This window comes from Acidilutibacter cellobiosedens (assembly GCF_004103715.1).
Taxonomy (GTDB): Bacteria; Bacillota; Clostridia; order Tissierellales; family Acidilutibacteraceae; genus Acidilutibacter; species Acidilutibacter cellobiosedens.
Map to the genome: position 1 here is coordinate 2,456,791 of NZ_CP035282.1, position 25,723 is coordinate 2,482,513.

At 32.1% G+C, this 25,723-nt stretch carries 21 protein-coding genes, 3 tRNA genes and 1 CRISPR repeat array; of the genes, 5 read left to right on the forward strand and 19 right to left on the reverse strand.

Annotated elements, in window-relative coordinates:
• Positions 1 to 159 precede the first annotated feature (159 nt).
• The 9 genes from EQM13_RS11870 to polA form a co-directional block, all read right to left on the reverse strand.
• On the reverse strand, positions 160 to 612 hold the full coding sequence (locus tag EQM13_RS11870; protein ID WP_128752770.1) for a GNAT family N-acetyltransferase: 453 nt from the start codon (positions 610 to 612) through the stop codon (positions 160 to 162).
• 211 nt (positions 613 to 823) lie between these two features.
• Positions 824 to 1,189, reverse strand: coding sequence for a GNAT family N-acetyltransferase (locus EQM13_RS11875; RefSeq protein WP_240662929.1), 366 nt, complete (start codon positions 1,187 to 1,189; stop codon positions 824 to 826).
• Between the two features lie 188 nt (positions 1,190 to 1,377).
• The gene (locus EQM13_RS11880) at positions 1,378 to 1,881 is read right to left on the reverse strand and encodes a hypothetical protein (RefSeq protein WP_071141372.1); all 504 of its coding nucleotides are present in this window, start codon (positions 1,879 to 1,881) and stop codon (positions 1,378 to 1,380) included.
• The gene (locus EQM13_RS18860) at positions 1,878 to 2,003 is read right to left on the reverse strand and encodes a hypothetical protein (protein ID WP_255417522.1); all 126 of its coding nucleotides are present in this window, start codon (positions 2,001 to 2,003) and stop codon (positions 1,878 to 1,880) included. Before EQM13_RS18860 ends, EQM13_RS11880 begins: the two co-directional genes overlap by 4 nt.
• Positions 2,004 to 2,016: 13 nt before the next feature.
• Positions 2,017 to 2,101, reverse strand: a tRNA-Leu gene (locus tag EQM13_RS11885).
• A gap of 58 nt (positions 2,102 to 2,159) precedes the next feature.
• Positions 2,160 to 3,914: a peptide ABC transporter substrate-binding protein gene (locus EQM13_RS11890; protein WP_206172691.1), complete on the reverse strand. Its 1,755-nt coding sequence runs from the start codon at positions 3,912 to 3,914 to the stop codon at positions 2,160 to 2,162.
• A gap of 13 nt (positions 3,915 to 3,927) precedes the next feature.
• Positions 3,928 to 4,515, reverse strand: coding sequence for a lytic transglycosylase domain-containing protein (locus EQM13_RS11895; RefSeq protein WP_240662930.1), 588 nt, complete (start codon positions 4,513 to 4,515; stop codon positions 3,928 to 3,930).
• Between the two features lie 92 nt (positions 4,516 to 4,607).
• Positions 4,608 to 5,222, reverse strand: a complete 615-nt coding sequence (gene coaE, locus EQM13_RS11900) for a dephospho-CoA kinase (protein WP_071141005.1) — start codon at positions 5,220 to 5,222, stop codon at positions 4,608 to 4,610.
• Complete coding sequence (polA, locus tag EQM13_RS11905; protein WP_128753492.1) at positions 5,209 to 7,872, reverse strand: DNA polymerase I; 2,664 nt, start codon at positions 7,870 to 7,872, stop codon at positions 5,209 to 5,211. The genes coaE and polA overlap by 14 nt, the downstream gene beginning before the upstream one ends.
• Before the next feature lie 161 nt (positions 7,873 to 8,033).
• Between polA and EQM13_RS11910 the strand changes: the two genes are divergently transcribed.
• Positions 8,034 to 8,119, forward strand: a tRNA-Leu gene (locus EQM13_RS11910).
• A 379-nt stretch (positions 8,120 to 8,498) separates the two neighbouring features.
• Here the strand turns inward: EQM13_RS11910 and EQM13_RS11915 are convergent.
• The gene (locus tag EQM13_RS11915; RefSeq protein ID WP_071141003.1) at positions 8,499 to 8,750 is read right to left on the reverse strand and encodes a kinase to dihydroxyacetone kinase; all 252 of its coding nucleotides are present in this window, start codon (positions 8,748 to 8,750) and stop codon (positions 8,499 to 8,501) included.
• 40 nt (positions 8,751 to 8,790) lie between these two features.
• Positions 8,791 to 11,426: a CRISPR direct-repeat array (repeat unit 29 nt; unit sequence GTTTCAATTCCTCATAGGTATTCTGATAC).
• 497 nt (positions 11,427 to 11,923) lie between these two features.
• On the opposite strand from EQM13_RS11915, the gene EQM13_RS11920 reads away from it, so the two are divergent.
• Positions 11,924 to 12,508, forward strand: a complete 585-nt coding sequence (locus EQM13_RS11920) for a DJ-1/PfpI family protein (RefSeq protein WP_128752774.1) — start codon at positions 11,924 to 11,926, stop codon at positions 12,506 to 12,508.
• Between the two features lie 227 nt (positions 12,509 to 12,735).
• Here EQM13_RS11920 and EQM13_RS11925 read toward each other — a convergent pair whose 3' ends face one another.
• From EQM13_RS11925 to EQM13_RS11950, 6 genes are all read right to left on the reverse strand, one after another.
• Positions 12,736 to 14,424, reverse strand: coding sequence for an ABC transporter ATP-binding protein (locus EQM13_RS11925; protein WP_128752776.1), 1,689 nt, complete (start codon positions 14,422 to 14,424; stop codon positions 12,736 to 12,738).
• Positions 14,425 to 14,766: 342 nt separating this feature from the next.
• Entirely contained in the window at positions 14,767 to 15,264 is a 498-nt protein-coding gene (locus EQM13_RS11930; protein ID WP_161567238.1) for a hypothetical protein, read from the reverse strand.
• A gap of 270 nt (positions 15,265 to 15,534) precedes the next feature.
• Positions 15,535 to 16,377, reverse strand: a complete 843-nt coding sequence (locus EQM13_RS11935) for a PTS system mannose/fructose/sorbose family transporter subunit IID (protein WP_071140988.1) — start codon at positions 16,375 to 16,377, stop codon at positions 15,535 to 15,537.
• A 1-nt stretch (position 16,378) separates the two neighbouring features.
• Entirely contained in the window at positions 16,379 to 17,125 is a 747-nt protein-coding gene (locus tag EQM13_RS11940) for a PTS mannose/fructose/sorbose/N-acetylgalactosamine transporter subunit IIC (protein ID WP_128752777.1), read from the reverse strand.
• Between the two features lie 157 nt (positions 17,126 to 17,282).
• Positions 17,283 to 17,777, reverse strand: a complete 495-nt coding sequence (locus EQM13_RS11945) for a PTS system mannose/fructose/N-acetylgalactosamine-transporter subunit IIB (RefSeq protein WP_206172692.1) — start codon at positions 17,775 to 17,777, stop codon at positions 17,283 to 17,285.
• 32 nt (positions 17,778 to 17,809) lie between these two features.
• On the reverse strand, positions 17,810 to 18,433 hold the full coding sequence (locus tag EQM13_RS11950) for a beta/alpha barrel domain-containing protein (RefSeq protein ID WP_320054946.1): 624 nt from the start codon (positions 18,431 to 18,433) through the stop codon (positions 17,810 to 17,812).
• A gap of 183 nt (positions 18,434 to 18,616) precedes the next feature.
• Between EQM13_RS11950 and EQM13_RS11955 the strand changes: the two genes are divergently transcribed.
• Entirely contained in the window at positions 18,617 to 19,543 is a 927-nt protein-coding gene (locus EQM13_RS11955; protein ID WP_206172694.1) for an IS110 family transposase, read from the forward strand.
• 768 nt (positions 19,544 to 20,311) lie between these two features.
• Positions 20,312 to 20,875, forward strand: a complete 564-nt coding sequence (locus tag EQM13_RS11960; protein WP_083381965.1) for a GNAT family N-acetyltransferase — start codon at positions 20,312 to 20,314, stop codon at positions 20,873 to 20,875.
• A 57-nt stretch (positions 20,876 to 20,932) separates the two neighbouring features.
• On the opposite strand, the gene corA is transcribed toward EQM13_RS11960, so the two are convergent.
• The 3 genes from corA to EQM13_RS11975 form a co-directional block, all read right to left on the reverse strand.
• Positions 20,933 to 21,943: a magnesium/cobalt transporter CorA gene (gene corA, locus EQM13_RS11965; protein ID WP_200796161.1), complete on the reverse strand. Its 1,011-nt coding sequence runs from the start codon at positions 21,941 to 21,943 to the stop codon at positions 20,933 to 20,935.
• A gap of 26 nt (positions 21,944 to 21,969) precedes the next feature.
• The gene (locus EQM13_RS11970) at positions 21,970 to 23,154 is read right to left on the reverse strand and encodes a winged helix-turn-helix domain-containing protein (protein ID WP_128752781.1); all 1,185 of its coding nucleotides are present in this window, start codon (positions 23,152 to 23,154) and stop codon (positions 21,970 to 21,972) included.
• Between the two features lie 262 nt (positions 23,155 to 23,416).
• A complete protein-coding gene (locus tag EQM13_RS11975; RefSeq protein ID WP_128752783.1) occupies positions 23,417 to 25,138 on the reverse strand; it encodes an IS1634 family transposase in 1,722 nt (573 codons plus the stop codon).
• Positions 25,139 to 25,423: 285 nt separating this feature from the next.
• On the opposite strand from EQM13_RS11975, the gene EQM13_RS11980 reads away from it, so the two are divergent.
• Positions 25,424 to 25,499, forward strand: a tRNA-Thr gene (locus EQM13_RS11980).
• Positions 25,500 to 25,723: the final 224 nt, after the last annotated feature.

The window sequence follows — 25,723 nt, forward strand, 5'->3', positions numbered from 1 at the left end:
ATCACAGAATTTAAACTGTGTCAACAGAAACAAAGAGGCACCCGGTCAACTTGGCCGTGTTACAAAATGATCTGGTTTAAAATGAATAGGGGTTATGGAATTCAGAAGATTTGATAACCGCTATTTATTAAAATGGGAAAAGACAACCAGATAGCTATCTTATTTATTGGATAAGTGTTTTTTCAGATATACCATATCAGTAAGTCGCTTACCACCTTCGAAAATAGGATGGTCGTAGTTGTCAATAAAAAAATCTTTTATCCTGTGGGAAATCACAAAACCACATTTCTGATAAAAAGGAATGGTGGCAGGACTATCACCAGTGCCGACAAGCATTGTAGAACATTCGCTTCTATAATGTTCGAAAAGGTAATTGACAAGTTGTTTTCCGTAACCTTGCCCTTGATATTTTGGTACTGTTGCAATATTTTTAATTTCAAAGATACCTTTTCCTTCATTTGTAACAACACAAATTGCCTTTAAGTCGTCATCACATAAGACAAACATATCTCCACGTTCCAAGTATTTGTCTATCATACTTTCCTGTTCATCAGCAAGCAAAAGTAAATCGATATATTGCTTTTTATTTTCAAAAATCTGTTTTATCTCCATTTGTTAATCACCTGATCAAAAATTTGAATTTTGCATATTTATGCTTCAAAACTTTCGAAAACCTATATACATCTATTTGGGGCAAATGGCTTATACCATTTGCCGGATTTAGATGCATTTATTCAGTTCAAGCATCTTACTGAAGTTATTTAATATATTTTATATAATTCTCCGATTGAAAATATATATTGTCTTCTCAATAAATTGAAATTTATAGGTGTATCCAATATCTTTCAAGGTACACATCATCAGATTCACAATACACGGTACTTTCATATATTCCACCGTTTGCCATAATGGTTCGTTTACTTCCTTCATTCCCTTGAATACATAAGATCAGAACATCCTTAAGTCCATAAGCCTTACAAATTTGCAGACAATCAGAAAGCATTCTCTTGGCATACCCTTTTCTTCTCTCATCCGGTCGAACAGAATAACCGATATGGCCAGCATACTTTTCAATATAATCATTGAAATAGTGACGAAACTGAATCATACCAATGATTTTGTTGTCAATTGGACGTTCAATGAAACCAAATCTTTCATAAAATTGCTCTTTAACTTTTGCTGATATCAATACAATTTTAACTTTCCATCCCGTTTTAAGCGACTAACAGCCATCCTTGAACGCTCAATACCAGCTTGAGCCCGCTCATTGTTCAAAGTGCTCCAACCTACTGCAGCTCCGAGTTTGTTATAATCGTCAACCCTAACTCCGTTTTTATATATAAAATTCATCCCATCATCTCCGTCATAAATTGGAATTTAACAATCGCTGTTTTCGATTTCTCGACGTATTTTTAAAAATTCTAAGCTGTTCTCTGCATCTACTTTTGATTTGTAGAATACAATATTATGATTAGGAGTCATGTTCGTTCTCCAATCATATTCCGACGCAAGCATCTTCAAAAAAACTTTTAAGCTATCCGCAATCGAAAAGCTCTCTTTGCTTTTATTAATATAACAAATGGGCGCAGCATCATCTATATCCGTTGTTTTACCAATTGTACCAAATAACCCTCCCAGGCTGTCTTTTGCAAAAATACCAACTCGGGGAACCGTATAAAAACCAATTTGGGGAATGTCATCATCAAATATAAATTTCAAATCATATGTATCTGCATATCTTTGATACTCCGTATTCTTATCCTTGACGCTCATGAGATAAAGCGTTGTTCCTGCAGAAACAACTTCTGTATCCTTTGCAGAGACTCCAATGTACCCAATGCACCCTTCGCTTTCAGATACATCCCAATATAACTTTTTCATCTTTCTTCACTTCCTTGATAAGGTAAATTCTTGTTTATCTGTTCATTAATACAAGCAACCTGCATTTTCATTTTATCATAAAAAATGAAAGAAATCGATCTTCTGCAATCGACTTCTTTCACCAAAACAAATTAGTGCGGAAGAAGGGACTCGAACCCTCATACTCTTATGGAGCAATAGCCCCTCAAACTATCGCGTCTGCCTATTCCGCCACCTCCGCATACTTTGACTATTAAATTTATTAACAACCTAATATATATTATAATGATTTTAAAAAATTAATCAACATTTTTCTCCTGAAATTCCTTTGGTATATACCACTTCTCAATATTATAGTACAAATTATTAGACTGGGGATTTATATTTCCCTTAATATTTTTATCAATAAGCAGAGCTTCATTCCTAAAAAATAAACTTACATAAGGCAGATCTTCAAGTATCTTATCTTCCAATTTTCCATATGCTTTCTTTTTTTCTTCTCTGTTAGTTGCACTGAAAGCATCGAATAACAATTGATCCATTTCTTCATCGGAATATCTTATAAAATTAGTTCCATAATAAATTTGAGAAGAATGGAAAGCAAAAGATAAATCACATACATCTGATAGTTGCCATCCCATTAGAGCTATGTCAAAATCACCTTTCTTAATTTTTTGTGTATATTTTTGCCACTGTTCCTCTACTTCTTCATCTGTAATATTATTAGGAACATTATCTTCATAATCTTTAGTTGCATTTATGCCTATTGCTTTTAAATTTTCTACTATTAAATCAGCGGTTTTGAGTCTCAAAGGATTATAAGAGTTTGTAGTAACTTTTAAAGTCAAAGTCTTCCCATTTTCATCTTCTACAAAACCATCCCCGTTTTCGTCTTTATAACCGGCAGATGATAAAATTTCCTTAGCTTTATCTATGTTAAATCCATATATATTACTGTTGTCGGAAATAAGCCACGAATTAGGATATATGGGCAAGTCCACCTGGGTAGCATGACCCATATATACTTTTTGAATAATAGATTGTCTATCTATTCCATAAGCTATTGCTTTCCTTAATTCTTTTCCCTTTTCATCAGCAAAAATTTTTCTTGAAAAATTAAATCCTAAAAGTTCGTAGTTTTGAGATACATATTCAATAATTTTTACTCTCTTGCTTTGAAAATATTTTTCCCAATCTACACCTACTGAAGTAGTCAAATCCACTTGATTTGCTTCAAAAGATGTCATCGCCAAATCTTCGTCCTTCATTATTTCTCCAATTATAGTAGAAATATATGGTTTACCCTGCCACCAATTAGTATTTGCCTCAAGGTTAATGCTTTTAATTTTTTCGTATTTAGAAAATTTGTATGGTCCTGTCCCTATGGGAGTATAATTATCTTCAGCCAATGCAGCCTTATAAGAAGAACTATTTTCTCTTCCCTTTACAAAGATATGCCTTGGTATTATGGGAAAAGTTAAAATTTCCAGCCCATTGCTAAAAGCTCTGTCAAATACTATCTCTATATTATAGTCATCAATTATCTTTACGTCCATTATATGTCTCAAATCAGAAGAAGTATAAGATTTAAAATTACTTAAAATGCTGTTCTTATATATATTATCATTTCCTGCATATTTTAGAGTATCTATCGTAAATTTTACATCCTTAGCAGTAAATTTTTCTCCATCATGCCATACTACATTTTCTCTCAACTTTATTCCTATTACTTTTCCGTCTTCTTTTATCTCACAATTTTGAGCCAATTGATTTTCAATATTTAAATTTTTATCTAATTTAAATAATCCTTCAAAAATAAGTTTGCTAAAATTATAATAGCTTATATTTTCACTTATCAGCGGATTTAAAGTCTCAACAGTAGTCAACGGTACTCTTAAAGTCCCTCCGTACTCTGGTTTTTCTTCTTCTCCGCTTTCAATTTTTTCTTTATTATTATCTATAGTCCCTCCAACTTCATTTTTATTTTTACAGCCAACAGACAAGATTGTCAATACGACTAACAAAAATACCGCTATTATTCTTCTAAATTTCAATTTTATTTCCTCCCTATCGGACTATCGTAACAAATTTTTTTAACAGTTTTTTAAAATTATTTATTAGATAAACAAAGTTATTTTTGATAAATCTTTCTTCTTCCATAAATCCATTTTTGTAAACTTTTCTATAAATTTCATTATATCGCAAAACTTTATTTACATATTCTTCTGTTTCTTTATAAGGTATTCGATCAAGAGTTTTACCGTCTTTACTATATTTTTCATCTTTTAACCACTTTGATACGTTTCCGCTTCCTCCATTATAGGCAGCAAGAACAAGACGGAGATCTCCATTGAATTCCTCTTGCAGAACATTCAAATACCAACATCCGACCATTATATTTGTTTCCGGTTCATATAATTTATCTAAAGTATAACCGTCAATATTCAATTCCGTAAAAGCCCATTCTCCTGTGACAAGGGATATTTGCATAAGCCCCCTGGCATCCTTATGAGATCTGGCGTCTTCGTCATATTTACTTTCAACATTGATAATAGCTGCAACCAAATAAGGATCAACGCCAAAATTTTTTGAGTATTTCTCAATATAATCTCCATAATTTACAGGGTACATCAGCCTTAGAAACAAATTACTCACAAAAAAAGCAATAAAAATAACAAACAGGATTTTAAAAATAATTTTTAATGTTTTATTAGATATTTTGAACAACTATACCACTCCATTTACTACTATAGAGATTTTACTAATTTTTCTACTATTTTTGTCAAGTGTTCTTTCCCATATTGGTTATCAATCAAACGTGTAGCGTATTTTCTTTTAAAATCCATAGACATTTGTGATTTAATCCGTTTCTCAGCTTCTTCCGACGAAATTTTATCCCTCATCATAAGCCTTTCTCTTTGCTCTTTTTCGCTTACAAATACCAGCCATATTTCATCATATTCTATTCCATATTTTTTTGAATTCTCTATTTCCTCTATAAGGAGAGGAATATCAAGAAATATTATTTCATCCCTTTGGGCATTAATCCTTATTTCCTGAATCATCTTCTTATATACTTCAGGATGAACCATCTCATTTAATTTTTTTCTTTTTTCTTCATCACCAAATATAATGCTTCCCAATTTTTTTCTATCTATAGATAAATCTTTTCTAAGAATGTCATCGCCGAAATATTCATGTATCTTTTCATAAGCGGATTCTCCAATGTCTGTTACTTTTCGTGAAATATCATCTGCGTCAATTACTGTATATCCTTTCTTTCTCAATATATCGGAAACCGTACTCTTACCCGAAGCTATTCCTCCGGTGATTCCTATAATCTTACATCTATTTTGTTTCATACCAACTTTCACCTACTTTTACATCAGCTTTTAAAGGAACATTTAGAACAGTAGATTTTTCCATTATATCCTTTAGCAATTTCATCACTTCATCCTTTTCTTCTTTCTCTGCTTCTACTATCAATTCATCATGGATCTGAAGTATCAATCTTGATTTTAATTTTCTCTTCTTAAGTTCATAATAGACATTAACCATCGCCACTTTTATTATATCTGCGGCACTTCCCTGAATAGGGGTATTCATAGCAATTCTTTCTCCAAAACTCCTTACATTAAAATTTTTGGAATTCAATTCGGGGATATATCTTCTTCTATGAAGTATAGTTTCAACATACCCCGTTTCCCTGCCTCTTTTCACTATATCATCCATATAGCTTTCTACCATACTATAATTTTCAAGATAATTTTTGATATATTCCTTTGCTTCTTTTCGAGATATATTTAAATTTCTTGAAAGACCATAATCACTTATACCATATATTATTCCAAAATTAACTGCCTTAGCTCTTCCTCTCATGGCAGGTGTTACATCTTCTTTTTTTACTTTAAAAACTTCGCTTGCGGTCCTTGTATGAATGTCTTCATCATGAAAAAATGATTCCTTTAATTTTGGATCATCGGAGATATGAGCCAACACTCTCAGCTCTATTTGAGAATAATCTCCATCAACTAACAGATAATCATTATTTTCTGGAACAAAAGCCTTTCGTATTCTCTTTCCCTCTTCAGTTTTTACAGGTATATTCTGGAGATTTGGCTCGGTACTGCTTATTCTTCCTGTATTCGTAACTGTTTGATTAAAACTGGAATGAACTCTGCCAGTATTCTTATCAATTAAAGCAATAAATCCGTCAATATAGGTAGATTTTAATTTGACTAACTGTCTATATTTAAGGATATTATCAACTATGGAATGTTTATCCTTTAATTTTCCCAGCACTTCCGCATCTGTAGAATATCCGGTTTTTGTCTTTTTAATAACAGGAAGATTCAGTTTTTCAAATAATATTTCTCCCAATTGCTTTGGTGAATTTATATTAAATTCTTCTCCTGCTAAATCAAATATTTTATGTGTCAATTTTTCTATTTCTTCTTCAAATTCCTCTCCAAGACTTTTAAGTATATTTTCGTCTACTTTAAATCCATACCATTCCATGCTGGCCAATACCTCTATAAGGGGCAATTCTACATTGTTATAAAGTTCAGTCATACCAAAGCTTTCAATAAATCCCTCCATAGTATTTTCTAAGGAATAAACCATATTAAGTATGTTTGAAAAATATTCTGCTCTCTCCGATACGGATAAATCTTTAAAAGTCCTCTTGTTTTTCCCTTTCCCCAATATTTTTTCTTTATCTTCAATATTTACATTCAAATATTTTTCAGATAATTTTCCAATACTATAATCCGTTTGAGAAGGATTAATTAAATATTGCGCAATGGCACTATCAAATGTAATATTTTTAATATCTATTCCCATCCTAAATAATCCTAAGATATCCCCCTTTAAGTCATGACCTATTTTTTCTATATCATCTCTCTCAAAATATTCTTTAAAATTATGCTTAAATTCATCTATTAAAGAAGGTTCTCCCAAAAAATCCAAATATAATGAAGGAAAATCATTACATTTTAAGGCAACTCCTAATATCTCATCTTTTATATAATCCGAATCCTCAAATACAAATTTAAAAGAAAATTTCTTTTCCTTATCTATTCCCTTTAAGATTGTATTAATATTATCTTTTCCTCCTATAAAGTATTCCGATCTATAGATATTCTTATTATTGTGTTCAATTTCATCTTCCGGAATCTTATTAATTAAGCTTTTGAATTCCAATTTCTCATAAATTTCTTTTAATTGTTTGAAATCAGCTTTTCTGACTTTCAAATCTTCCAATTCAATATCCAGCGGAACATTTGTGATTATTTCAGATAATTTTCTGCTCATAAATGCTCCTTGTTTATATTCTATTAAAGAATTTTTAACTTTATTTCCGGAAACCTCATCTATATGTTCAAAAATATTTTCAATGGAGCCGAACTGCTTTATAAGTTTAATTCCCGTTTTTTCTCCAATTCCGGGAACCCCCGGAATATTATCGGACTGATCTCCCATAAGGCCTTTTAAATCTATAAATTGTTGGGAAGTAATTCCATATCGTTCTTCCATTTTTTTCTCGTCATATTCTTCTAATTGAGTTATTCCCTTTCTGACTAAAAGAACTTTGGAATGAGGAGAAACAAGCTGAAGATAATCCTTATCCCCTGACACCAATATAACTTCCATATTGTTTTCTTTTCCTATATTGCATACAGTGCCTGCAATGTCATCAGCTTCATATCCATCTGTTTCAATAAAGGTAACATTCATTGCTTTTAACACTTCTTTGAGTATGGGGAACTGTATAGACAATTCATTAGGCATCTGCTGCCTATTTGCCTTATATTTATCAAATTCTATATGCCTGAAAGTTGGCCCTTTCTTGTCAAAAGCTATACATATATAATCCAGGTCATATTCATCCTTTATCTTATAAAACATAGTCAAAAATCCATATACCCCATTAGTATATATTCCATCTTTTGTAGACAAAAGAGGCAGCGCATAAAAAGCCCTATATAAAAGGCTGCTTCCATCAATTATCATGAGTTTATCCAAAAAATCATCTCCCCATATTCTTATATAAGCTATTATTTTTTAACAGCTTCATAATAAGTATATCCTAAAAAAAATAATCAGTAAACAATTTAAAATAATATCTTGATTTTTGTTTTGTTATATGTTAACATATTTTTTGTAACCGTTAAGCCGAAGTGATGGAATTGGCAGACGTGCTGGACTCAAAATCCAGTGGGGCTTAAACCTCGTGCGGGTTCGACTCCCGCCTTCGGCATTATTACTATTCGCACAGACTATGATTTTTAAAAAATAAGTAGGGACAAATAATCCCTACTATTTTTATTTTATTATTTATTGTCAATAAAGCCTTTGTAAAAAAATTATATAATGTTTTTTTAATCATAATAAGATCATTTTTTGTCACTTCTTCCATTGGTTCTTTTCCATTAAAATGATGCATTACTACAGTATTACCATATTTATTTTGATCTGTTGAAGTCAAACTTTCATTTTTTTGCTGAAATTCCAATAAAATTTTGACTTTCTTTTATTATTGTTTTTTATAAATTAAAATTCAGATATTTCCAGTCAAAAAAAGGCCCAAATTAATGGGCCCTTTTGTTTATCCTAATTTCTCTCATATATAATTGTGTTTAGCCTTTTAGGCCATTGGTTTGTCGTTCCATATTTTCTATGACAACATCATAAACATCGCCCAGTGAAGCACAATATTCAAGCACTTTCCAAGGAGTATTCGTGTGAAAATGAATTTTTATCGTCTCTTCACTGCCGACCGCTAATAAACAATCTCCCTTTATATTTTTGGTAATATATTCACCAATTTTATCCTCAGAAAGATTCTTCCCATCTATTAATAGTTGCGTATCATATTTAAATTCAAGCATACTTACCCTCCTATTTTTATATTTATACATCCAAGTTATAGTTTTAATTCCTTATAGGTATTCTGATACGGAACAGAAAAATATGGAACACCATTAGAGTCATAAGTTTCAATTCCTCATAGGTATTCTGATACCAAGTATCTGGCTTAATCTGCACTCACTTGATACGAGTTTCAATTCCTCATAGGTATTCTGATACGCTAATACTTCTCCTGTCATAAATTCATTCATTCTAGTTTCAATTCCTCATAGGTATTCTGATACCTGTTCAAGGAAGAATCCAAACAAGAAGTTATGAAGAGTTTCAATTCCTCATAGGTATTCTGATACTAAAAGAGTCTTCAAATCCAAAGTCCATTCCTACCCTGTTTCAATTCCTCATAGGTATTCTGATACGACCGGAATTGAAATATCAGCAGGCGGTTGATTTAGGTTTCAATTCCTCATAGGTATTCTGATACTATGGAAATATCTATAAGGATTTTTGTAGTTCACATGTTTCAATTCCTCATAGGTATTCTGATACATTTTTTTATTACTCATTTTCCCACACCCCTATTATAGTTTCAATTCCTCATAGGTATTCTGATACTCCTTACTATGGCCTGAATACTCCCGTCCTTTTCCCTAGTTTCAATTCCTCATAGGTATTCTGATACTAGAAGCATGAGAATCTTTTCCGCTCCCGGCTTAAGGTTTCAATTCCTCATAGGTATTCTGATACAACATTATCGTTGTCATATCCATGATTGGAGTAAATGTTTCAATTCCTCATAGGTATTCTGATACAAGGGTTGGACACGTGAAACCTTTAGACATAGAAAGTTTCAATTCCTCATAGGTATTCTGATACCTGGGGGGTGAGCAACTTAAGAGGACGGATTCTTAGTTTCAATTCCTCATAGGTATTCTGATACCACCTAATTGCATGGTATGAGGGTAGTTCTTTTGGGGTTTCAATTCCTCATAGGTATTCTGATACCTGCTTAAACATGCCATGGCAGATGATATTGTAGAGTTTCAATTCCTCATAGGTATTCTGATACCACCGACGCAAGCCACCCTATCGCCAGCAGACTGAGTTTCAATTCCTCATAGGTATTCTGATACTCTATATGGAAACTATAGACAATTTTATTATTTTTAGTTTCAATTCCTCATAGGTATTCTGATACTCACAGAGTGCAAAAAAGAGATTAAAGAGCAATTTAAGTTTCAATTCCTCATAGGTATTCTGATACCTAAAATTTAGGAGGTTTGAGGCAATGTACAGTGAAGGTTTCAATTCCTCATAGGTATTCTGATACTGGTGGACTAACGAAATGTTAGAAAGTGTAAATGAGTTTCAATTCCTCATAGGTATTCTGATACTTGCTTTGTTGTCTGTATCATAATCGGTTATTGAAGTTTCAATTCCTCATAGGTATTCTGATACCCGACATTTGCAAAGTGACAACTTTCAACTTTTGTGGTTTCAATTCCTCATAGGTATTCTGATACGTGAAAGCAAAGGTGAAAAGATGATTAGAAAGTATTGTTTCAATTCCTCATAGGTATTCTGATACCAACGAAAGTTGCAAAAATATTATTAATTCATTTGAGTTTCAATTCCTCATAGGTATTCTGATACAAGTTGAGGATGAAAAACCTGTTAAAGATGAATTTGGTTTCAATTCCTCATAGGTATTCTGATACTAAAAAGATATAGATGGTCTGATGAAAAGAAAAAATAGTTTCAATTCCTCATAGGTATTCTGATACTGGTATCATGTACTTCTCTATTTCTCTCATTTTCCTCGTTTCAATTCCTCATAGGTATTCTGATACAAGCTAAAGGAATTCATCAAGCTTATTGGGCCTCAGACGGGTTTCAATTCCTCATAGGTATTCTGATACTAGACAGTTTTTATTTTTTCCTGTTCTTCGCTCAAGTTTCAATTCCTCATAGGTATTCTGATACTATTATGCAAGGATGGGGCAACTCACTTATGAAGAATGTTTCAATTCCTCATAGGTATTCTGATACTTCAACCAACAGAAACACACATCGGAATTTTAGAAGGGTTTCAATTCCTCATAGGTATTCTGATACTTTGGGATTAGTATTTCACGTAGTTAGAACAAAATTGTTTCAATTCCTCATAGGTATTCTGATACTGGAGGTGTAATATTTATCAACACATTGTTTTCCTTGTTTCAATTCCTCATAGGTATTCTGATACTCTACCAATGAAGGCAGTTATATAATTTTATATGTTGTTTCAATTCCTCATAGGTATTCTGATACATAAACAGAGGGATTATTGATTTTACAATTTATTTGTTTCAATTCCTCATAGGTATTCTGATACCATGTGCTTCATCAAGTTGAAATGTTATTTCCTCCGTGTTTCAATTCCTCATAGGTATTCTGATACCAGTTGTTGGTTTGCAATAGAGTATCGAAATTTAGGTTTCAATTCCTCATAGGTATTCTGATACCTCAGCTTCAAAAAATTGTTCGCCAAAAATTAGTAGTTTCAATTCCTCATAGGTATTCTGATACTCCGCTACCTTCTGCCTGATCCAGCGGTCAAACTGCAGTTTCAATTCCTCATAGGTATTCTGATACTATGCTATCTATGGAAGTTTGTATTTTAGCTTTTCTGTTTCAATTCCTCATAGGTATTCTGATACTCATTTATTTATTGATATTACTATACTTCTCTTTTTTTGTCAAATCAACAAATATTGTATGTTTATCACTTAATCTTGGCATACGTATTGGATTTGCTTATGTTTATAAAAAAATAAATTATTGTCGAACCCCGGTAGTTTTTACATTATTGGAGGTCGACGATAAAAATTTCAATAAAAGGGTCAAAATTAATTTTAACCCTTTTGAAAGGAGATGACTATATGCAGTTTTTTTCTGGAATTTTCATCACATATATAATATAGAGTTGTTTGAAATTTGGTTACTATGAGCTTGTTAAATTTATTAATTTAAAATTTTTCTATTGCTATAGTCCGCCACTATATGGTAAGCAATCTGGATATTAAGTTGGTACAAATATACTGCCACGCTTTCGGCTTAGAATAACTTTGTTAAATAAGCCAATTACAATGCAATTGACTTATTTTGTTTTATATGATAGTTTCAAAGTACAAAATATGTTGGGAGGATTGTTTTCATGGATATAAATATTTTGTTGTTTCCCGATTTTGAAACATTGGATGCATTTGGACCTGTGGAAATTTTGAGCCGTATCGAAGAATACCATATGCACTATATTTCAATTAATGGTGGCATCATTAAAAGTAGACAAGGAACAAATATTTTCACCGCACCGTTAAAGAATGCTGATTTTTATGGTATACTCTTAGTTCCAGTCGGGCAAGGTACGCGGTCTTTAGTCACGGATATAAAATTCATTGAAAAACTAACGCAAATCGCCGCTCACTCAACATATTGCCTAACGGTATGCACCGGTTCTGCCCTTTTAGCAAAAACAAATCTACTGGATGGTAAAAAAGCAACTTCAAATAAAAGAGCCCTTAAGTGGGTAAAATCAGTAAACTCAAAGGTAGACTGGATTACCCATGCAAGATGGGCAGTAGATGGGAAATTTTATACTTCCTCTGGTATATCGGCAGGAATGGATATGGCACTCGGATTTATTGCTGAAAGATTTGGTGTAAATAAAGCAAAAGAAATTGCAGATAGTATTGAATATATATGGAATTCTGATAAAGATAATGACCCATTTGCTAAGTAGTTTGTCTTTGTGGACAATTTATCCTAAAACCGCTTAAAAATAACCTTAAAGTTCAGTATTCAGAAAAATTTTGTTTTAACGGTTTTGCATATATTATAATAATAGTTGGTAAGCAATGCCTCCGTACGTATACGGAGGCATCTTCATCAGATTTGCCTATTGGCCGACAAAACTATTTCTATTCTATCAAAACGGGTTAACTTTATATACCATTCTTAATACAAAAATTATTTGTTTACCGTTGCATAATACAATTCTCTGAAATATGGATTGTTTTCCAACAACTCTTGAAATTTACCTTGTCCTATAATATCTCCATTTTTGAATACAACAATGCGTTCAAAGTTCTTTATTGAATTCAAACGATGAGCTGTTACAATTACAGTTTTTTCTTTCAATAAATCCATAACGTGATTCATGACGTTTTCTTCCGTTATATTATCCATTGCAGAAGTAGCTTCATCCAACAGAATTATATTTGCCTTTGAAAACCACAAACGCCCTAAAGCTATTCTCTGTCTTTCCCCACCTGATAAGGATATTCCCTTTTCGCCTAATTCCGTACCCAATCCATCTTTTAGTTTATAATACAACCCCGACAGTTCAACTTGATTTAGAACATTAACAATTTCTTTATCATCTACATTTTTATTAAACACAAGATTCTCTCTCAAAGTTCCATCAAAGATAGACGACTCTTGGGGAACATAATCAATATAGTCATAATAGCTATTTAGATCTATTCTTGACAGATCATAGTCATCTACCAATATCTTACCTCCACCAGGTTTCAGCAGTCCCGCGAGAAGTTTAATCAGCGTTGATTTTCCTGAACCGCTTTCTCCTACAAACGCAATTTTCTCACCGGAATTAACAGTTAAGTTCAAATTGTTAAATATCAATCTATTTCCATATAAAAATTTTAATCCGTAAAAAGAAATATTTCCTCTAAGAGCGGGAATCATTTTACCTTTTCCGAATTGATAATCGTTATCCAAATCCAAAAAATCCGTATAACGCTTAAATGCTCCTTTGTCCAGTTTATACTGAACATATAAAACGTTAAATATAGCAATAGGAATATATGCATTATCAACTAAAGATATCAATGCAACAACAGCACCTATTCCAAAGGATTTTGTAATCCATCCGTAAACAATTACAGCAACTTTAACAGATATGACCATCAATTCAAAAATAGTAAAAAAAGCTTCATGAATAAGAGTCATTTTTACCTTTGAACCTACTATTTCTTTTTCAGCAAACTTTGCCTTTTCTATTTCATAATTAAATCTTTTGTTTATCCTAAAAATGACCATTTCCATAAATCCTCTGACAAGAAAATGATTCATCTCCTCTTCGTTTAACAAAATATGTTCTTTAATCCGATATAACCTTTTAAGAAGTAAATTTGTAACAATAAAAACGAAAATATAGCCAATAAGTATTACCCACATAATAATCTTATTAATTCTATAAATAAAAATCATGCTGAATAAAATAGAGGGAATCAATTTTCTTGTTAATTCAAAAATAAAATCAAATAACATACTTTTCCCAGCGGAAGCACCGTTCTCAATTCTCTGAACCAATTTACCAGTACCCATTGTCTGATATGATTTATAATCCACGCGGCTAATCTTCTTCAATGCCTCTATTTTCAAATCAAGAAAAATACCGTGTTCTAATTTACGTCCCGGATACTCATCTAAATAACTTAAGACACATAGCATGACAAGAACAAAGGCATATATTATAATAACAGATGCTGTTAAGGACCTGTCATTAAATTTATTTATTAAAGTTTGAAAATAGCTTGCAGTAAAATTTTCTAAAAAAGCCAGTAATATACCTAATAATAGATAGCTGCCAACCAATAGTTTATTCTTCTTTACAATTTTCATCAAGTAATTCATAACTGTACTCCTTCTTTCTCCGAAATTTATAATTATCTCATCTCAGAACAGTACAGTTGTGACTGCTGACAGATATTTTCTTTATAGCTCAGTACAATCTGCCAACAAATTATATCAACTGTACTGAGCAGTTACCCTGTTTAATTCTCATTTTGAATTCACTTCCTTTCTAAATATAAAACAAATGATATTTCTATTATACTTATTCTTGATAAAAAAACCAATAAATTAACCACATTCAAATCGAAATTCATCACCACAAAAGAAGTATTATATTTTAATTCTATAATCTGGCACAAATCAAATCTATTGTACACAAAATTTTACTGCTGTATCTTAAAACTACTTGTTATGATTATAATAGATTATATGTTTTATGCCTAATACAATTGCCACTACTGCACCTAATAATACAATACTATCATCCACCTTAGAATTATTTAATGGTTCATAAAATAAACTTATAATAAGTCCTATAGAAATTGCAAAAAATACTACAATTTCAAACATTACTTTTCCCTTGGAAAATTTTATTTCTTTTTTTCTTTTGGCTTTTTCATTTTTTATGGCCGGTAACTGAGGAAGTATTTTTTTATTGAAATATACGGTAAATCCCATATACATAAACAATCCGATAACAACCCATAGCCAGTAACTCAATTTGGCCAGCCAACCTATAATTATAGCAACAGAAATTGAATTGAATAATAAATTTTGAAACATGCCTACAGAATTTATATTTTTTTCAGATATCAGATAATATTGATCGGTTTTCTTTACATGAAAAACATAATTTCCGGCTTTATTAGTAAATACTTCGGTAAATAAACTTAATATCATAAATATCCTCCCAATATAAGAAATTGCACAAATGCTTATTATTTTCATAACCAAATTAACAAAGGAAACAAAAACATTAGCAAGAATACTATGTGCTACAATCATTAATCTAATCATAAAATTATCTTCTCTCCTTTGTCAAGTTAAAAATTTCAATATAGCATTTATTCTGTTGATTAATAAATGTTCTTTGGAAAGATATATAAGCTTCCCAAAGAACATCCCTTACAAAACGAACCGATTATTTATATAAATGAGTAATATATTAAACTATCCAATGATACCTAACGCTCCACCAATAAAACCTATAATAAACAGCATTAGCAATACAAAACTTGCACTTTTACCTTTAACTTGTAATCTCCAGGCAAACAGAGTCACAATTAAAGGCAATAGCTTAGGAAGAATTTTATCAAAGACATCCGCTAAAGAAAATTTTGAACCTGTGCTGAGCACAGTATTGTAGATTGGAGCAATAGAAACAAACTTGACCACCATAGCACCCAAACTGAATAGACCGACTATTCCTAAGAATGTAGTTACTTTGCTGACAAAACCTTCATCTAAGAGCTTGTCAATCGAATTTAATCCTAATTTATAACCTCTCACAAATGAAAATTTAGTAACAAGAAAATCGTAGGTAAACATTACAATACCCCAAGCTAAAGCTGCCCACACATGTCCTTGTATAGCCCATCCAAGAAAAATGCTCAAAATTAAAGGTTTAATTAAAGCCTGTGTAATTGTATCTCCGATACCGGCTAAAGGACCCATCAATGCAGTTTTAGTATCGGTAATAGTATTTGGATCAATAGTATCCGGATTATTAGCATATCCTTCTTCCAAAGCAACTGTTATCCCCGGAATTACGGCTCCCCATCGAGGTTCTGTATTAAAGAAAACCATTTGCCTCTGAAGGCCTTCGGCTATCTTTTGTTTATTATTTGGATACAGTTTGTCTAAAATTGGTCCCATCACTGTTGCCATAGCTCCTGCTTGCATACGTTGATAATTATAGGTAAGGTGAGACGTTATATGCCATGTTAAAAAGGCTCTGTCCACATCTTTCTTTGTTAATTTTGACTTTTTGTTTACTGTTGTTTCATTATCCATATTATTTCACCTCTCCCGATACTTTGTTAGAACCATATATTGTGAAAAGATATGCTAAACAACTTCCTGCCAATGCAAAGAATAACAAATCTGTGATTCCAAGGTATGCACTAACAATAAATCCTAATATAAAGAAAACAATGAGGTTTTTCTTATACATAAACTTGAATAACATTGACATTCCTAATGCTGGTAATGTTTTCCCTACGGCACTAAATCCGGCCATTGCCCATGCTGGTATATTGTTTATCATCAATTGAATATAATCAGAACCAAAGTAAACAATTAAAAATACAGGTAAAGCTCTTATAAATATTACGGTAATCGGACCAGCCAACAATTGTATTCTGCCAAGTGTCTTATAGTCTCCTTCTTCTGCAAGTTTGTCCATTCGAGCCGGCCAAATTGAAGAAATCGTCATGAATGCGACATGAGCATAGTTGCCAATTAATCCTATTGGTACAGCAAAAGCTACCGCAGCATCCGTCGATAATCCTGTTTGAATTCCTACAAGAGTACCGAGTAGACCGGCCCAGTATAGGTCTGATGCATTTGCTCCACCGGCACTAATCCATCCTAAATAAGAAATATTAATTGTAGCACCAAGAATAACACCTTCTACTGGTTTACCATAAATTAGCCCAACCCAAAAACCCGCCATTACCGGTTCTCTAAAAAAGTACCAATGAAGTGGTCCCTGTATACCATTAAACAAAGCAACTAATGCGACTAATAAAGCCTGAACCATTATTATAATACCTCCCATTCATATAATTTATAAAAAGACAAACTATCTACAATCGTCAACCCCACCTCCATTCAATTCTTTTATCCATAACTAAAATCTGCATTGTTTTACTGTTTTCACCTTCCTTTCACTTAATGCTAAATTTATATCAAACAAACTATTCAAAAACCTTTTTCTCAATAATGTTGGAAAATGGATAAGGCCTATCTTCGGGAATAGGTTGTAAATAAATATTTACTCCTCCGTTATATAATACTTTCAATCTGTCATAGTCCTCTTTAGACATAACAACTTGCTTATAAACATTTTTTTGACCGGCTGCTCCACCAATACCGCCAATTTGCATATCAGTAAATTCAAGGCCTTCTTCCCAAATCTTTTTAGCAGTTTTTATATCTTTAAATAACAATAAAATATTTCCATCACCAAAGTGGTCTTCATTCCATTTTTTTATAGCTGAATCTTGATCATATACATTTACAACAGTACCGTTGGGCACAGCGTTAACTAATATTCTAGAAAAAATTGGATTATGCGCGGAATTATCGTCAATAACAACAATCTTGGTAATACCTAGATTAACAACCCAACGAGTCATTACTTGTCCGTGAATTAATCTGAAATCTACTCTTGTCAATTTAATATTTTTCATAATATTTGTTTTCCTCCTCATGAATTTAACGTTTACCTATTTGCAACTACAATTTCACGCATTTCCTTTGCATTTGCTGTAATTTCTTCTTTTGAACCTTTGGTTAAGAGTCCGCCAGCGCCAACAGTCATAACTCCCGCTTTAATCCATTCTGAAAGATTGTCCAGTGTGATACCGCCGGAAGCCAAAATAGGAAGAGTTGGAACAGGAGTAGTAAATATATCTACTAACTTGGAACCATAAAAATTGGAAATTGGAAACGCTTTAATAAAATAAGCACCATATTTTAAGGCTTCAACAATCTCTGTATAGGTAGAACATCCAGGTTCATAGGGAATTTGATATATATTGGCAAGTTCGGCAATATTTTTATTAAATGTAGGAGCAATTATAAATTCGGCTCCATTCAAAATTGCTAATCTTGCAGTTTCCGAGTCCAAAACGGTTCCGGCTCCTATCAATAGAGGGCTGCCAAATTTCTTTTTAAGCGCCTTAATAACTTCACCTGCATTATTATTGGTATAACTTATTTCTAATACATCAACTCCCCCATTTAAACAGCCTTCGGCAATTTTCAAACCTCTATCGATTGTATCAACACGAACAATTGCCATAATTCCCGTATCTTCAATTCTATTAATAATATCCTGCCTTATACATTCTTTTTCTTCCTTGGGAAGTCGGTTTTTACTGGCCTATACCCGTGATTTAGTCAATTAGTCCATTCAATGAGGTTTTATGATTCGGCTGGTTGGGAGCCTCAGGCTATACCCGTATAACCCGCAAGGTTGTGTACTCATTAGATGGAAATGGATTCCTATCGGAAAGGAGCTATTTTTATGTCAAACATTTTATTTCAAAATTTATTTATTTCGGTTGGTATTGATGTCGGTGCAGATTTTAGCTTTATGTCTATTGCGCTTCCTAACCGAACTTTTGTAGGCAAACCCTTTAAAATCCTACATTCTGATTTAATTTCTCTATCTATGGCTGTTTCTAAAATCAAAGAAGCAGAAGAGATGTATTCTTTGGAAAGTCACATTTTCCTTGAATCCACAGGAATTTATCATTTCCCGCTCTTCTGCTATCTTCGTGATAAGGGATTTTTGGTATCCATCATTAATCCTATCATCACTAAGAATAGCACAAGTATTAACATTAGAAAAGTCCATAATGATAAATTTGATTCAAAAAAAGCTGCTTTAATTGGTTTAAACCCTGATTTAAAAGTTTCTCTTATTCCATCGGATCTTGTTCTTGATTTAAGAAATCTTTCAAGAGAGTACTATGATCTGATGGATAATCGTTCTGCTTATGTTAATAAGCTTCAAGGTGAACTGCGAATGGTATTTCCCCAGTTTTTAAAGATTTTCTCTAAAATTACAGCAGTAAGTTTAATGTGTGAAATTGGAGATTTCTCAGCATTTCAATCTTCAAAGCAACTATTTGCTTACTTTGGCCTAGACCCTGCTGTAAAACAATCAGGTAACTTTGAGGGCACTAAAATATCCATGTCTAAACGTGGTTCTCGTATTGCCAGAATGGTCCTTCATACAATGGCCCTAATCAGTATTAGCAGAAACAAAGATGGCTCAGCCAAGAATCCGGTATTGCGTGATTACTATTTAAAAAAATGCCAATCAAAGCCTAAAATGGTTGCTCTCGGTGCTGTTATGCACAAGGTCTGTAACATTGTATTTGCAATACTTCGTGATGAAAAAAATTTGAAATCATCACACCGGAGGAACACCAGAAGAATTACTTAAAAGCGAGATGTGACATCGCTTTATAGTACAATTTCATATCTAAATTTTCGTTTTTTGATTACCTTTCAAAAGGCTTATTAAGATTACTCTTTTTTAGCCAAAAGGTAAATCAAATATTTTAAAATTTCTTATTGACAATTCTTAGCTGGACTAAAGGTATATCTTCTATAAATTCCTTAAAAGTATCAAATTGATAAATCTCAGGTCTAATTCTAAACCGCTCCATATTTATTTCTCCTTTTTCATATATATTTAAAATTTTTTTAATACCTAAATGGTTTTTCTAACCATTTAATTTAGCAATTTCTATGCCAATAATCTGTAACAAAATTAGAGGGATTTTATAATCAGGTACTAAAAATTTATTTTCCTTTATAGTTGAATTAACTGATTCGATTCCTTAAATACATCATTAAACTTATTTAATATTTCTTCAATACATTATCTGCAATATTTATACATATTAGGAGTTAATTCTTTCTTTTTCGAAAACTTGTTTTAAAGATTTCCCTTTATTATTATATTAAAATCTGATATTATATTAAAAAATACATGTTTACATTATTTCTTTACTCCACTTTAGGCTGCTTAACCAAAATAGTAATATGTTTTAGAGATGCTGTCAATGTTTTTTCTCATTTTATGCTGTATTTCCTAACTTCTTATACAACAAATTACTGCTTAGAATCAAGATAGACATAAAAGATGAAAAGTATAATTTCCTTCTCAAATGGAAAATATAAGGAAATACAAAAAAGGAGAGATTCGATGATTAGAAAGGCTACAATTCAAGATCTCGAAGGAATCATGACGATTTTAAAAACCTTAGGTAATCCCAACAAAGATTCGGTTCAAGGTTTTTTAATAGCTGATTATGCAGGACAAGAATCAAAATATCGTCCTATATACGAAGAAAAACTACAAAAATTGCAATATTTTTATGTCAATGAGCATGAAGGACAGATACAAGCATTTTTGATAGCCTATACCCAAGAAGAATGGTTGCTGCGGGAACCGAACTGGCTGAAAGAAACTTGTTGGGATCCTAGGTTTGATCAGACCAAACTGAAAAATTTTGTATTAGTAAGTCAGACAGCCATGCTTCCCCACCTAACAAGGAAAGGAATCGGTAGTGCTTTATACCAGTCTTTTATTTGGGATCTTCAAAAAGATAAGATTAAAAATATCTTTGCAGAAACAGTTATCGCCCCTATCCCCAATTTTGCCTCTCTTAATTTTCGCCTTAAGCAACAGTATACATTGGTTGGGTTGCGTTACGAAAAGCACAATAAAGTGAATTATACCACTCTAATTTATCATAAAGGTATATAGGTTATTTGAAAAAATCAAAAGCTATTTTTTAGTTGGACAAATTGCTGCCTAATTTTGTTAAAACCATTTCTTTTTCTTAAAGTAATAGACCATGAAGCTTGAAATAGCAATCATAATTGCCCATGTAATAGCATAACCCCATCTATATTCAATTTCAGGCATATACCTAAAATTCATACCATAAACTCCAACTATAAATGTAAGAGGTATGAAAATCGTAGAAATTATGGTAAGGACCTTCATTATTTCATTAAGTTTATAACTTGTATTGGAGACATATAGTTCCATTAGTCCTGTAAGAATTTCTCTATAGGTTTCCGTCGTTTCAATTGCCTGAGCTATGTGTTCATAGACATCTCTGATATATGGTTCCGTTGATGGCTGAATCAATTGATTCGACTCTTTTCCCATCAAAGAAGTAACTTCTCTTAAGGGCCATATATATTTGCTTATATTCAATAGAATCTTTTTTATCTTTCTAATTTTATACAAACGCTCTTGTGAATTATTCATTATAACTTGTTCCTCAAGGGTATCAATTTTTTCATCCAATACCTCAAGAACATCAAGATATCCGTCTACAATTGCATCAAGTAATGAATACATAAGATAATCAGCACCAAATTTTCTGATCTGTGTACCTTCATTTCTTATTTTGTCACGGATATCATCAAATACGTCTCCTTTGGTTTCCCCAAAAGAAATCACATAATTCTTTCCAAGAATAAATCTTATATGTTCAAGTACCAATTCATCCCCGGAATAATAAATCATCTTAGCTACAATATACAAAAAATCTTCATATTCTTCAATTTTAGCCCGCTGATTATTATTCAATATATTTTTAGTTACCAAAGGATGAATATTAAATACATCGCTAATCTTATTCAATACTTCCTCACTACATTGCCCGTCGATATTTATCCATCTGACATTTCCCTCTGGAATATCCCCAAGCAACCGGAAATTATATTTCTTAGTAGTTTCCGTCGTATATTCCTTGTACTTTTTCGAATTATATTCAATAACTTCAATTAAACTATGACTATTTCTTTTAGGAGTATTCATTTCCATAACACCTTCTAAAATTTAATTTATATTTTACATTTGATTTTAAATGTCTCACAGTGATTAAAAAACATAAATTGGTTTATTTCAGTTTGAAAAAGTTTATAAAAATCATCATCAATTTTAGTATTTCCTTCCTTCCAAAAATTGAGTACATTAAGCTGTCTTACTTTTTTATCAAGGACAATTTCTATTCTTCCCACAAATCGATTCCCGTATAAAACAGGCAATACATAGTAACCGTATTTTCTTTGACTCTTAGGCGTATAGATCTCCCATTTATAGTCAAAATCAAAAAGTGCACGGATAAGTTTTCTGTCCCAGAGCATATTATCAAGAGGAGCTATAAACTCGAGACGCTGTTTAAATGCATCCTGTGACAACACTGTTTTTATAAGTTCTTCATCTTCCTTAAGAAAATAAAGGGTGGCTTGAATACCCTCAACTTTGCATCCCACTATTTTGTTTTCGGACAAAAGCAACGAAAATATATTGTTACGACGTTCTCCGTTAAATTTGTTGATGCCAAGCCATGCATCTGACGCCTTATTCCAAAGCAATCCTACTGAACCGATTCTACGAAGAACCTGCCATTTTGTGAAATCATCTTCAGTTTTATTTGGATCTTCAGTGTTCAAAATCATCTCTTCAATATAATCTTCTGCCAAAGAATAATACTTATTATTTCCTTTCTTATGATGGATAATTAAATCTCCACGGAAATATAGGGTTTCAAGTACCGCTCTTGATAATGTTGTCGGAGCCCAAGGCCAATCGACCATCTGTTTTAAATCAATATCCTTGGAACTTACACATCCTTTTTCTTTTATAATTCCCTTAATCTCGCCTGCAACCTTATCTACTTTATCATGACTTCTTCCATAAGATCTATAATTTTCACGTAAACGAGCAAAGTATTCCCAATCTTCCACTCTAAAAATCGACATATTCTTATCAAAATAATCTATAAGTTTTCTATCCTCGTATAAAAGTTGATAAAGCATCTCCTTTGTAAATCCTAAAACTCTGGAATGCAAGACAAGCTCCGGATTTTTCCCACAAATATCAATCGGGTCAAATTGAATACAGCCGGCTTGCCTAACATAATCGCACACTCCCCCTTTATCTTCAAATTTATAATCTCCGATTAAACCTTGCTTTAAAAGTATAAAATTACGACCTTGGTCATTTGTTAAATTGTAAGTTTCCATTAAAAGTACCTCCTAAAAAGACAGGATAACAAAAATCATATGACATTATAAAGCAGATGAATCTATCAGTCTTGTAAAAATTATATATTAACATATTCAAAATTACAATTGGATACTATGATTTAATAAATTTATCGCTGGACAAAATAGCCTTTAGATGGTAATATCCCAAGTTTGACAGTTGGAGAAAAGAAAAAGCTTGTAGGCTATTGAAAACAATAGGATACAAGCTTTTATAGATTAATATAAAAGTGCGGAATGTTTATCGATTTTTTGTCAGCTTAAAAATTTTTTTCATTTGTTTTAATGTTACGATTTCATAGTCAGTACGAAATCCGAATACCTCATGCAAGGCATCAGTAAAATCTGTTCTGGTGTATATGGGAATATATCCTTCTCCCTCTTCTAATTTAAAATTCATTTTACGTAAGCTGTTGATAATAGTACTACATGTAAACTTCTCTTCTAATTTTTTCTCCAATATCCTATAGATCAATAAAGCCATAAAACAGGTCATAAAATGTGCCTCAATCCTGTCATCACGGCTTAGGTGTACAGGCCTTGCTTTAAATTCACTTTTCATAATCCTGAATGATTCTTCAATTTCCCAGCGCTTTCTGTTTACTTTGACGATTATATCAACATCATCTTCAAGATTTGTACATACACCATAGAAACCGTCATATGTTTCTTCTTTTGATATAAGATCCGTATCTATGCTGTAAATCTCTTTTTTTGCTTGTTTCCCATCAGAAGTGTAATGTTTTTTTTCTATGAATCTTTTATAGTCATTTTGATTTGCCTTCTTTAATTTTGCTTTTGGATTTGTATTTATCAATTTCATAGCACGTTCAATCTGCGAGCTGCGTATCTTTCTATGATAATTTCTGTATTTTATTGAATATGTAACAACCAATCTTTGCTCTAATCCATCTTCTTTTATCCAGCGTTCTTTGTAAAATATTTTTTCAATATCATTTTTTTCATCAAGCTCCATGATATCGTAGACCCCATCATCTCCTGAAAGATGCCATCCTTTCGGATCAAGAGCCCAGTCTTTAAGATAGTTTTTCAATTTTTTGATCGATTGAGTTGTAATAAAAGCACGATCGTTTTTATCGTTGAATTTCCTGTTAGCATTAGACGCAAGCCCTGCATCAGTACATACCACAAATCTTGAAACATTGAAGTCTGACAAAATCTTTTTTTCCAAAGGCTTTAAGGTAAGCTGTTCATTTGTATTTCCTTTGCTGATTGAAAAAGCAAGAGGAATGCCGTTACCATCCATAAACATTCCCATCTGTACAATGGGGTTTGGTTTGTGATCTTTTCCAAAGCCATATTGTTTTAGTCCTTCTGATTGTTCAATTTCGAAAAAGTAATTAGTGCAGTCGTAATAAAGAATCCCGGTGTTTCGTTTAGAAACCTTTAAACTGTTTTGATACAAAGATGATTGAATAAAATCTGATTCCTTTGAAATGATTTCAAGTGCCCTGTATATATGCTGGAGTTGAAAATCCGGCGGTTCAATTAATTCAGAAGAAAGTTCATAGGTCGACAGTTTAGAACCGGGGAAAAGTATTCTGCCATAAATTAACCTTGAAAGAATGGAATCTAAATTAAAATTGAATTTATGTTTTTTTTTAATTTCGCTGCAGATATTATGTATCCCTAAATCATGATAAATTTTCTGGAGGAATAGGTAGCCACCATTGAAACTAAATTGAACATCTTTTTTCAATAATCTTGATGGAGAGTACTTAGCAATAACATCAGTTTCTTTGCCTTCTTTTTCAAGGAGATTCATCTGAGCAATATATTTTTTTGCCCATTCAACAGGATCTTCGCCGCCCAACTTTTTTTCCAATTCGGCAACAGTGCCTAATTTTTCAACTATTTTAGTAGTCCTTTTACCATTGACCACAACATCTTTTTTAACATAAAGTGAAGTAGCATTTTTAGATTTAGAGATTGATAACCTCATGGACGACACCTCCTATATATAAGAATATTATAACACATTCCGGCCTATTCCGCAATATAAATATTTTAAATTTGACAAAAAATAAAGCCATTTCAATGACTTTAGCGATTTTTTTATTCTTCAACTGTCAAAGACCCGAATCATATGACATTATAAAGCAGATGAATCTATCAGTCTTGTAAAAATTATATATTAACATATTCAAAATTACAATTGGATACTATGATTTAATAAATTTATCGCTGGACAAAATAGCCTTTAGATGGTAATATATATTTATGTTATGCTGTTGTGGCTCAGTTGGTAGAGCGGCGCACTCGTAATGCGCAGGTCACCGGTTCAAATCCGGTCAACAGCTCCAAGTGAAGAGGTTGTAATAGGATATTTATTCTATTACAACCTCTTTTTCATAAATTAGAAGGAAAAATCTGTTTTATAGAGAATAATCAAATAGTAGAAGTAGAATACGTTTGAAGACATATCAGAAGGGTAAAAATCCTATTTTTAATATATATGCAGAAATAAAACTGATTTCTGAAAATATAAGATATTATGAAAAAATATAAATAATCATGTCATACTGTT

Bases quoted from the DNA above. Each gene is read 5' to 3' on its own strand.
- EQM13_RS11925 (WP_128752776.1), bottom strand. From the start codon at position 14,424: ATGAATTACTTGATGAAAATTGTAAAGAAGAATAAACTATTGGTTGGC.
- corA (WP_200796161.1), bottom strand. From the start codon at position 21,943: ATGAATACTCCTAAAAGAAATAGTCATAGTTTAATTGAAGTTATTGAA.
- EQM13_RS11975 (WP_128752783.1), bottom strand. From the start codon at position 25,138: ATGAGGTTATCAATCTCTAAATCTAAAAATGCTACTTCACTTTATGTT.
- EQM13_RS11935 (WP_071140988.1), bottom strand. From the start codon at position 16,377: ATGGATAATGAAACAACAGTAAACAAAAAGTCAAAATTAACAAAGAAA.
- EQM13_RS11915 (WP_071141003.1), bottom strand. From the start codon at position 8,750: ATGCTTGAATTTAAATATGATACGCAACTATTAATAGATGGGAAGAAT.
- EQM13_RS11955 (WP_206172694.1), top strand. From the start codon at position 18,617: ATGTCAAACATTTTATTTCAAAATTTATTTATTTCGGTTGGTATTGAT.
- coaE (WP_071141005.1), bottom strand. From the start codon at position 5,222: ATGAAACAAAATAGATGTAAGATTATAGGAATCACCGGAGGAATAGCT.
- EQM13_RS11960 (WP_083381965.1), top strand. From the start codon at position 20,312: ATGATTAGAAAGGCTACAATTCAAGATCTCGAAGGAATCATGACGATT.
- EQM13_RS11870 (WP_128752770.1), bottom strand. From the start codon at position 612: ATGGAGATAAAACAGATTTTTGAAAATAAAAAGCAATATATCGATTTA.
- EQM13_RS11970 (WP_128752781.1), bottom strand. From the start codon at position 23,154: ATGGAAACTTACAATTTAACAAATGACCAAGGTCGTAATTTTATACTT.
- EQM13_RS11940 (WP_128752777.1), bottom strand. From the start codon at position 17,125: ATGGTTCAGGCTTTATTAGTCGCATTAGTTGCTTTGTTTAATGGTATA.
- EQM13_RS11945 (WP_206172692.1), bottom strand. From the start codon at position 17,777: ATGAAAAATATTAAATTGACAAGAGTAGATTTCAGATTAATTCACGGA.
- EQM13_RS11880 (WP_071141372.1), bottom strand. From the start codon at position 1,881: ATGAAAAAGTTATATTGGGATGTATCTGAAAGCGAAGGGTGCATTGGG.
- polA (WP_128753492.1), bottom strand. From the start codon at position 7,872: ATGATAATTGATGGAAGCAGCCTTTTATATAGGGCTTTTTATGCGCTG.
- EQM13_RS11930 (WP_161567238.1), bottom strand. From the start codon at position 15,264: ATGATATTAAGTTTATTTACCGAAGTATTTACTAATAAAGCCGGAAAT.
- EQM13_RS11920 (WP_128752774.1), top strand. From the start codon at position 11,924: ATGGATATAAATATTTTGTTGTTTCCCGATTTTGAAACATTGGATGCA.